At 75.4% G+C, this 8,943-nt stretch carries 6 protein-coding genes; 2 read left to right on the top strand and 4 right to left on the bottom strand.

All coding sequences use genetic code 11. The annotated features are described in order from the left end of the window. Positions 1-172: 172 nt before the first annotated feature. Positions 173-1,111: a homocysteine S-methyltransferase gene (gene mmuM / locus AB0947_RS00570; RefSeq protein ID WP_366748083.1), complete on the bottom strand. Its 939-nt coding sequence runs from the start codon at positions 1,109-1,111 to the stop codon at positions 173-175. Positions 1,112-1,249: 138 nt separating this feature from the next. On the opposite strand from mmuM, the gene AB0947_RS00565 reads away from it, so the two are divergent. Next, positions 1,250-2,971 carry a DUF2264 domain-containing protein gene (locus AB0947_RS00565; protein ID WP_366748429.1) on the top strand — a complete coding sequence of 574 codons (1,722 nt, stop codon included), beginning with the start codon at positions 1,250-1,252 and terminating at the stop codon, positions 2,969-2,971. A gap of 75 nt (positions 2,972-3,046) precedes the next feature. Continuing rightward, positions 3,047-3,889, top strand: coding sequence for an isocitrate lyase/phosphoenolpyruvate mutase family protein (locus AB0947_RS00560; protein WP_366748082.1), 843 nt, complete (start codon positions 3,047-3,049; stop codon positions 3,887-3,889). Here AB0947_RS00560 and AB0947_RS00555 read toward each other — a convergent pair. From AB0947_RS00555 to AB0947_RS00545, 3 genes are read right to left on the bottom strand one after another with little or no spacing between them, the layout of a single operon-like run. Then, the gene (locus tag AB0947_RS00555; protein WP_366748081.1) at positions 3,846-4,430 is read right to left on the bottom strand and encodes a WHG domain-containing protein; all 585 of its coding nucleotides are present in this window, start codon (positions 4,428-4,430) and stop codon (positions 3,846-3,848) included. The two genes, AB0947_RS00560 and AB0947_RS00555, sit on opposite strands and share 44 nt — an antisense overlap. A 56-nt stretch (positions 4,431-4,486) precedes the next feature. Continuing rightward, the gene (locus AB0947_RS00550) at positions 4,487-6,022 is read right to left on the bottom strand and encodes a hypothetical protein (RefSeq protein ID WP_366748080.1); all 1,536 of its coding nucleotides are present in this window, start codon (positions 6,020-6,022) and stop codon (positions 4,487-4,489) included. Between the two features lie 13 nt (positions 6,023-6,035). Beyond that, positions 6,036-8,906, bottom strand: coding sequence for a glycoside hydrolase family 2 TIM barrel-domain containing protein (locus AB0947_RS00545; RefSeq protein ID WP_366748079.1), 2,871 nt, complete (start codon positions 8,904-8,906; stop codon positions 6,036-6,038). Positions 8,907-8,943: the final 37 nt, after the last annotated feature.

The following is an 8,943-nucleotide window of genomic DNA, read 5'->3' as shown; positions in this document are numbered from 1 at the left end:
TCCGGCGATCCCCGTGACGGCCTCCGGTCCGACCCGGCACCATCCTCCGATCAGCCAGAGCCGTCTTCGCGCGGGCGTCGGCCGCGTCGGGGTCCGTCTCGCGGAACCCCGGCCCCGGGTGCCCGCGCCCACGGACGCACCCCGTCCGGCGCCGGAGCCCGGGTCGGGCGCGCTACGCGGCGAGCGCTCCGGCGATCCCCGTGACGGCCTCCGGTCCGACCCGGCAGCACCCTCCGATCAGCCGTGCGCCCGCCTCCCGCCACGCCTCGACCTGCCCGGCGCCGAACGTGGTGCGCCCGCGCCAGGCCCGGGCCCGCGCGTCCCAGGCCTCCCCGCTGTTGGGGTACACCACGACCGGCTTGCCGGTGACGCGCGCCGCGATCTCCACCGCGCCCCGCACGTCCTGCGGCGCACAGCAGTTGACGCCGACCGCGATCACCTCGTCGGCGTCGGCGGCGAGCCCGAACGCCTCCTCCAGGGGCTGCCCGGCCCGCGTCCGCAGCCCCTCGACGGTGTACGACAGCCAGGCCGGCACCCCGAGCCCGCGCACCGCCCGCAGCAGCGCGGCGGCCTCGTCGGCGTCCGGCACGGTCTCCAGCGCCAGCACGTCCGGCGCGGCGGCGGCCAGCACCTCCATCCGGGGCCGGTGGAACCGCTCCAGCTCGTCCACGCCCAGCCCGTACCGGCCCCGGTACTCGGAGCCGTCCGCGAGCATCGCCCCGTACGGCCCGACCGAGGCGGCCACCCACAGCGGGCGCGCGACACCCGCTCCATGGGCCTTCCGGGCCGCCTCCCGGGCCAGTTCCACGCTCAGCCCGAGCAGCCGCGCGGCCTCGTCCCGGCCGATGCCCCGCTTGCGGAAGCCCTCGAAGGTGGCCTGGTAGCTGGAGGTGATCGCCACGCTCGCGCCCGCGAGGTAGTAGGCGAGGTGGGCCTCGGTGACCGCCTCCGGCCGCTCGGCGAGTAGCCGTGCCGACCACAGCTCGTCGCTCAGGTCGTGCCCGGCCGACTCCAGCTGGTTGGACATGCCGCCGTCGAGCACGACGGCCCCGGCGGCGAGGGCGTCGGCGAGGAGGGGGGAGGGGCGGCTGGGGGAGGTGTGGCTGGTCATGTCACGACGCTAGCCGAAGGAACGGAGAAAGGGCTTTCCGCCCGGTCGCGCGGGTGAGGTAAGGGTGGATGAGCCCCCGGGACGCCCCGACCGGAACCGGGGTGCCCCGGGTCCCGTGAGGAAGGACAGTCACCCGTGATCGAACTGCCCGCCGACGACCGTGAGTCGAGCCCGTACACCGGTTACACCCGCGCCCACTGGGAGGCCGCCGCCGACGCCCTGCTCGCCGCCGTCGAGCCGTACGCCACCCCCGACCGCGCCCTCTACCACCTGCCCGGCGACCACGTGGGCCACGCCGGCCGCCTCTCCGACGGCCTCGAAGGGTACGCGCGCACCCTGCTGCTGGCCGCGTTCCGCCGTGACGAGACCGCGCTCGGCCGGTACGCCGACGGTCTCGCGGCCGGGCCCGGCGGGGTCTGGCCCCGGATCACGGACCGCGGCCAGCCGCTGGTCGAGGCCGCCTCGATCGCGCTCGCCCTGCGGCTCACCCGGCCCCTGCTGTGGGACCGCCTGGACGACGCCGTCCGCGAGCGGACCGCCGCCTGGCTGGCGGACGCGCTCACCGCCGAACCCTGGCCGTGCAACTGGGAGTTGTTCCCGGTCACCGTCGGCGGCTTCCTCGCCGAGACCGGCCACCGGGAGGAGGCGGCGCGCACGGCGATCGACCGGGGGCTGGAACGGGTCGAGGGCTGGTACGTCGGCGACGGCTGGTACACGGACGGCGACGGCCGGAAGTTCGACTACTACAACGGCTGGGCCCTGCACCTGTACACGGTCCTGCACGCCTGGCTGGCGGACGACGGCGACCTGCTCGCCCGCTACGGCCGGCGGCTGTCCCGCCACCTCGCCGACCACGCCCGCCTGTTCGGCGCCGACGGAGCCCCCGTGCACCAGGGCCGCTCCCTCACCTACCGCTTCGCGACGACGGCCCCGCTCTGGCTCGGCGCCCTGACCGGACACACCCCGCTGCCCCCGGGCGAGACCCGGCGGCTGGCCTCCGGAGCGCTGCGGTACTTCCTCGACGGCGGCGCGGTCGACGAGCGGGGCCTGCTGCCGCTCGGCTGGCTCGGCCCCGACGCGTCCGTCGCGCAGACCTACTCGGGCCCCGCCTCGCCGTACTGGGCGAGCAAGGGCTTCCTCGGCCTGCTGCTGCCGCCCGGGCACGAGGTGTGGACGGCACGCGAGGAACCCGGACCGGCCGACCGCGCCGACGCGGCACACCCCGTGCCCGCCCCCAACTGGCTGCTCCAGACGACCCGTTCGGACGGCGTGGTCCGGCTGCACAACCACGGCAGCGAGGACGTCCGCTACGACCCCTACTACACCCGGCTCGCCTACTCGACCGCCACCGCGCCCGTGCCGTCGTACGACAACAGCGTGATCGTCGACGGCGATCCGGGCCGCACGGGGATCGAGCCGCTCGGCACCGGCGCGGGGTGGATCGCCTCCCGGCACACCGTGCGCGCCGGGATCACCGTCACCACTGTGGTGGCGGTCCGGGGAGCGATGGAGGTGCGGGCCCATCTGGTGGCGGGCGCGCCGTCCGGCACGCCGGTACGGGTGACGGGCTGGCCGGGCGGGACGGGCCTGCGCGCCGAGCTGACCCCGGTCACCGGCCTGTCTGCGGAGCTGACCGGGGTGACCGGGGAGGGCCCGGCCACGCTCTTCGTGGCGCTCGCCCGGCTCACCGGGGAGCCGGACCCGCTGCCGCCCGCGGAGCTGGTGTCCGTGCGGACGGACGGCGACGAGCACGGCCACGAGGTGCGGGTGGGCTGGTCCGGGGGACCGGCCGTCGCCTTCCGGTTCACGGTGGTGGAGGAGGCGTCCGCCGGTCCGTCCTGGTCGGTGGCGCCGCGGTGAGGCGGCGGTGAGGCGGCGGGGGCGGTGCCGGTCGTTTCGGCGGGCGCCGAAGCGACCGGGGTACAGCATGGCGGTATGACCGCCGAGCCCGCTCCCGTCCCCTCCTTCGCCGCACTCCACCACCGTCCGGGCGAGCCGCTGCTGCTGCCCAACGCCTGGGACCACGCCACGGCCGCCGCCCTCGCCGCCCGGGGGTTCCCGGCGATCGGCACGACCAGCCTGGCGGTCGCGGCGGCCGTGGGGCGGCCCGACGGGGAGGGCGCGACGCGCGAGCACACCGTGCGTCTCGCCCTGACCCTCGGCTCCGGGCCGTACCTCCTGTCGGTGGACGCCGAGGACGGCTTCAGCGACGACCCGGACGAGGTGGCCGGGCTCGCCCGCGAGTTGTGGGCCGCCGGTGCCGTCGGCGTCAACCTGGAGGACGGCCTGGGCCCGGCGGACCGGCACGCCGCGAAGATCGCCGCCGTCAAGGCGGCCGTGCCGGACCTGTTCGTCAACGCCCGCACCGACACCCACTGGTCGGGCGACGGCGACGAGCGGGAGACCCTGCGCCGGCTCGACGCGTACCAGGAAGCGGGCGCCGACGGGGTGTTCGTGCCCGGCGTCACCGACCCGGAACGCATCGCCGCCCTCGTCCGGCGCACCGCCGTCCCCCTCAACGTCCTCTACTCGCCCACCGGGCCCCCGCTCGGCCACCTCGCCGCACTGGGCGTGCGCCGCGTCAGCCTCGGCTCGCTGCTGTACCGGCGGGCGCTGGGCGCGGCCCTGGACGCGGTGACCGACATCGCGGCTCCTACGCCGATGTCCGCGCGCTGGAGAGCGGCATCGGGGCGAGCGGGCCGGCGAGTGGCCCGTGACGGCGTGGGACGGCGTGTCAGCGGCCGTCGTCCTGTTCCCGGGGCCAGTGGACGAGGGTGAGGTGCAGGGCGTCGACGGCCTTGTCCCAGGAGGCCCGTACGTCCCGGTCGGCGCCGAAGCCGCCCGCGCCCTCCAGGAGGCAGTAGCCGTGGAAGGTGCTGCGCAGCAGGCGCACGGCGTCCGTCAGATCCGGTTCCGCCAGGCCGTAGGCGCGCAGCATGCCGTAGGTGATCTGCGCGGTGCGGCGCAGCGCGGGGGAGTCGGCGACGAGGGTCTGGTCCATGCGGATCTGCGTCGCCGCGTACCGGCCCGGGTGCTCCAGGGCGTAGTCCCGGTAGGCGCCGGCGAAGGCCCGCAGCGCCTCCTTGCCCGACCGGCCGGCCACCGCTGCCGCGATCCGGTCGATCAGTTCGCCGCCCGCGTACAGGGCGAGCCGGGTGCGCAGGTCCTGGAGATTGCGGACGTGCGAGTACAGGCTCGCGTCCTTGACGCCGAAGCGGCGCGCCAGCGCCGAGATGCTGACGTGGTCGAAGCCGGCCTCGTCCGCCAGCTCCGCCGCCGCCACCACCAGCCGCTCGACGGTCACTCCCACCCGGGCCACCGCCCACCTCCCTTGGGAACCTAGGTAGCAGCCTAGAGTTCCTAGGTGGCGAGGTGTCAACAGCGGGTGCCCCGGGCCCGCACCAGCGCCACGTCCTCCGCGCGCAGCCGCAGCGCGTGCCGGGCGGTGTCCGTGCCGCGCGCGGGGTCGGGGTCCCACAGCCAGACGGTGTCCCCGCTCGCCTGGAAGGACAGCACCGGGTGCCGGACGGGCACCGGGCCGTTGACGACCGGCACCTTGGCGTCGAGCGGCCTGACGCAGACCAGTTCGCCGCGCAGCCCGAAGTACGCGGGCGGACGCCGGCCGGCCCGTACCGCGTCCATCGTCCGGCCGGCGGCCTCGCCCACGCCGTTGAGCGCGCCGACCGCCACCGTGAGCACCGCGACCACCAGCATCAGCGGCAGCACCCACGGCACCAGTCCGGTGGCACCGGTCTGGAGGTGGAAGTGCCGGGCCCAGCCGCCCAGCGCCAGCAGCACCAGGCCGCAGCCCACCGCCGTGGCCAGCGGCCGGAACGCCACCGCGTACTGCCAGTAGAAGGCCACGTGCACCGAGTCCACGGGGATGCCGAAGAAATCCTCCAGATACATGGCGTGCAGGAAGGACCCGGCCCACGGCATCACGAACGGCACGGGTGCGGCGAGCACGGGCAGGAACCACTGCATGTTGCGGCTGAACCAGGACGCGCTCAGCGCGTACCACAGGCCGAACACCGTGAACGCGATGAGCGCGACCACGGCGAACGCGGCGAGCTGGCGGCGGACGCCGATGTCGCCGGAGTCCGCCCACAGGAAGCCCAGGAAGGCGGGGCCGCCGGTGAGGACGGCCCCGCAGCCCAGCGCCACGAGCCACGGCCGGGGTTCGTTGGAGGTCACCCACCGGCCCACCGGCAGGCACAGGGCCGCCGGTACCAGCAGGGCCGGGAACCGCCAGGGCGTCGCGTAGGCGCCCACGACGATCCCGGCGGCGAGGCACGCCAACGCGACCAGACAGCCCAGCGCGATCGTGAGCGACGTGCGCCGTGGGCCGGCCCGGCCGTCGCGCGGGGCCGGCCCGATCGACCTGCGCAGGTCGTGCGCCTCGGGGTCGAACGGCGCCCCGCCGAGGGTGCGGCCCGCCAGCTCGGCCTGTGCCTGGTCCCGCTGCTCCTGCGTGTGCGGGCCGCGCAGGTGCAGGGTGCGCCCGACGTCCCAGCCGCCGACGGCGATCCAGTGCTCGGCGAGCCACCGCAGGACCGGCCCGGCGTCGTCCGGCACCTTGTGGTGGACGTGGTACGTCGTCACCGGTTCGGCGGCGCCCGGACGGACCAGGGTGGCCTCGCGCACCCACACGTCGAGCTGGCGCCGGGACGCCAGCCGGGTCAGCCGTTCGACCGCCGTGGACCGGGCGGTGAGGCGGGAACCCCGGAGCGGGACGTCGACGACCAGGGCGGCGTAACCGTCGTCCGCGCCGACCGCGTCGGTGTCCCGGGCCGGGCGCACCCGCCAGCCCTCCTGGGCGGAGAACACCTCGGCCGCCAGCTCGCGTTCGTCCGGCTCGTCGCGTACCTCCACCACCAGGCGGACTCGGCGGTTGTAGGGCTGGGCTGCCACGCGCGTACTGTACTCAGCCGATCGGCGCGGAGAAGACGAACGAGAACTCCGCCGGCTCGGCCCGCAGGTGGTACCGGGGCAGCGGACCCGGACCGCAGGACTGGGAACCGATGCCGTGCTGGCCGTGGTCGAGGTTGACCCACACCCCCGCGGCGGAGCCGGTGCCGGGCACGAGGTCGGTGCGGTGGGCCGCCGCGTCCAGCCGCTCGGTGGTCCAGCGGCGTGCGGTGAACCAGTACGCCGGGTCGCCCTCGACGCGCAGACCGCCCAGCTCCGCCCAGCGGACGTCGATCCGGGCGCCGTTCTCCTGGGGGCGGACGTACGGCGTCTGCAGCTCGTCCACGGTCGACTGCCAGCGGGCGATCCGGGCCGCCGTGCGCGTGTCCGGGTACGCCTCGCCGGGCCCGCCGCCGTACCAGCGCACCAGGTCGGCCGTGGCCAGCCGGAAGCGGATGCCGAGACGGGGCAGCGGGACGGTCCAGTCGCCGTCCGGGACGGTGGTCACGGTCAGCCGCAGCCGGTCCCCGTCCGACGTCCAGCGGTACACCGTCGACAGGCCCAGCTCCCGGGCGGCCGGCGCCACCCGGGTGCGGACCGTCAGGGCGTCCTCGCCGGCCTCCACCGCGTCCAGGCGGTGCCGCATCCGGTGCAGGCCGAGCCTGCGCCACAGCGGGCCGTAGCGCGGGTCGCCCTGCCAGGCGGCACCGTCGTCGTTGTCGGTGGTGGCCCGCCACACGTCCAGGCGCAGCTCCGTGACCGGCACCGTGCCGATCGTCCGCAGCGCCCCGGTGCGGGCGTCGAACACGGCCGGGCCGAGGGTGATCACCCCGTCACCCGGGGCCGGGCGCGCGGTCGCGGCGACGTACGGCGTCCGGCGCGCCGACACCGGCAGCTGGCCCCAGGCGACGACATGGTCCCGCGGCGCCCACGCGGTGCCGGAGGCGAGCACCGCCCGGACGGTCCAGTACGCCTCGCCCGCCGGGGCACCGGGGGGTACGGCGGGCAGCTTCACCTCGGCGGACTCGCCGGGCGCCAGCGCGGGCACCGGCAGCCTGCCCGAGTCCACCGTCTCGCCCTCGACCTCGTACGACCACGAGAAGGCCAGCGCCGACAGGTCCGCGAAGTCGTACTTGTTGGTGACACGGACCGTGCCGGCCGTGCCGTCGCCCGTGACGGCGACCGGTTCGATCACCTTCTTGTACTCGACGAGGCCGGGGGAGGGCCGCCGGTCCGGGAACAGCAGGCCGTCGCAGACGAAGTTGCCGTCGTGCAGCTCCTCGCCGAAGTCGCCGCCGTAGGCGTAGCCCAGCCCGGGATGGGCGATGCCGTGGTCGATCCACTCCCACACGAAGCCGCCCTGGAGCCGCTCGTGGGCCTCGAACAGCCGCTGGTAGTCGGCGAGTCCACCGGGGCCGTTGCCCATGGCGTGCGCGTACTCGCAGAGGATGAACGGCAGTGCGCGGCGCTTGAGCGGACCGCCGTCCAGGCGCCGGCCGATCCGCTCCACCTCGGCGTGGCTCGCGTACATCCGCGAATAGACGTCCGTGTCACGGCAGGTGCGGTCGCCCTCGTAGTGCACGAGCCGGGAGGCGTCCCGGGCGTGGATCCACTCGGCCGTCGCGGTCAGGCCCCGGCCGGTGCCGGCCTCGTTGCCGAGCGACCAGATGACGACCGAGGGGTGGTTCTTGTCCCGTTCGACCATGCGGGCCGCCCGGTCCAGCAGGGCGGGGGTCCAGCGGTCGTCGTCGACGGGGTTGTCCCGCCAGCCCTGCTCGGTGAAGCCGTGCGTCTCCAGGTCGCACTCGTCGATCACCCACAGGCCGTACTCGTCGCACAGGTCCAGGAAGGCCGGGTGCGGCGGGTAGTGGGAGGTGCGGACGGCGTTGATGTTGTGCCGCTTCATCAGCAGCACGTCCTCGCGCATGGTCGCGAGGTCGAGGGCCCGGCCCCGTTCCGGGTGCCACTCGTGCCGGTTGACGCCCTTGAAGAGCACCGGGCGGCCGTTCACCTTGATCAGGCCGTCCGACAGTTCCACCGTGCGGAAGCCGATGCGCAGCGGCACCCGCTCGCCCTCGGTGGCCAGCACGCCGTCGTACAGCCTCGGCGTCTCCGCCGTCCACGGCTCCACCGGGACGGTCACCGGCTCGCCGGCCGGGATGTCGACACCGAGCTCCGGGACGGTCACCCGGCCCGCCACGTCGGAGTCGACGCGCAGGGTGCCCGTGCCGGACGCGTGGTCGTAGGAGGCGTGCACGAAGAAGTCCCGGACGCCGCCCGCCGGGCGGTGCAGCAGGGTGACGTCCCGGAAGATGCCCGGCAGCCACCACTGGTCCTGGTCCTCCAGGTACGAGCCCGCCGACCACTGGTGGACGCGCACCGCCAGCACGTTGCCCGAGGTCCTCAGGAGCGCTCCGGCCGCGAACTCGTGCGGCAGCCGGGAGCCCTTGAACTCGCCCAGCTCGGTGCCGTTCAGCCAGACCCGGGCGCAGGACTCCACGCCGTCGAAGCGCAGCACGGCGTCGCCGCCGGCCGGCCAGTCGGCGGGCAGGTCGAAGACGCGCAGGTGGTCGCCGGTCGGGTTCTCGGTCGGCACCCGGGGCGGGTCCACCGGGAACGGGTAGAGGTGGTTGGTGTAGGCGGGGGAGCCGTGGCCCTGGAGCACCCAGTGGCCGGGGACCTGGAGCTCCGCCCAGTCACCGGCGTCGTACCCCGGCGCCGCGAAGGAGTCGTCCCGGGCGTCGGCCGTGTCCGACAGCCGGAAGCGCCAGGGTCCGCCGAGCGGGAGGGACGCGGCGTCGGAGGACGCGTACCAGGCGCGCGGCGGCAGCGCCCCGGACCCCGGGGAGACGTCCTCGACGTAGTCGGTGCGGGTGTGGGAAGACATCGGTCTCCTAACTCAGCCCCTGACCAGGAACGGCAGG

Source organism: Streptomyces sp. NPDC047841 (assembly GCF_040704085.1).
Taxonomy (GTDB): Bacteria; Actinomycetota; Actinomycetes; order Streptomycetales; family Streptomycetaceae; genus Streptomyces; species Streptomyces argyrophylli.
Note: the sequence above shows the minus strand (reverse complement) of the source record. Positions and strands in the feature narration are given on the sequence as shown.

What these genes read in the sequence shown, in the direction of transcription:
- AB0947_RS00560 (WP_366748082.1), top strand. Translation starts at nt 3,047, where the DNA reads ATGACCGCCGAGCCCGCTCCCGTCCCCTCCTTCGCCGCACTCCACCAC.
- AB0947_RS00545 (WP_366748079.1), bottom strand. Translation starts at nt 8,906, where the DNA reads ATGTCTTCCCACACCCGCACCGACTACGTCGAGGACGTCTCCCCGGGG.
- mmuM (WP_366748083.1), bottom strand. Translation starts at nt 1,111, where the DNA reads ATGACCAGCCACACCTCCCCCAGCCGCCCCTCCCCCCTCCTCGCCGAC.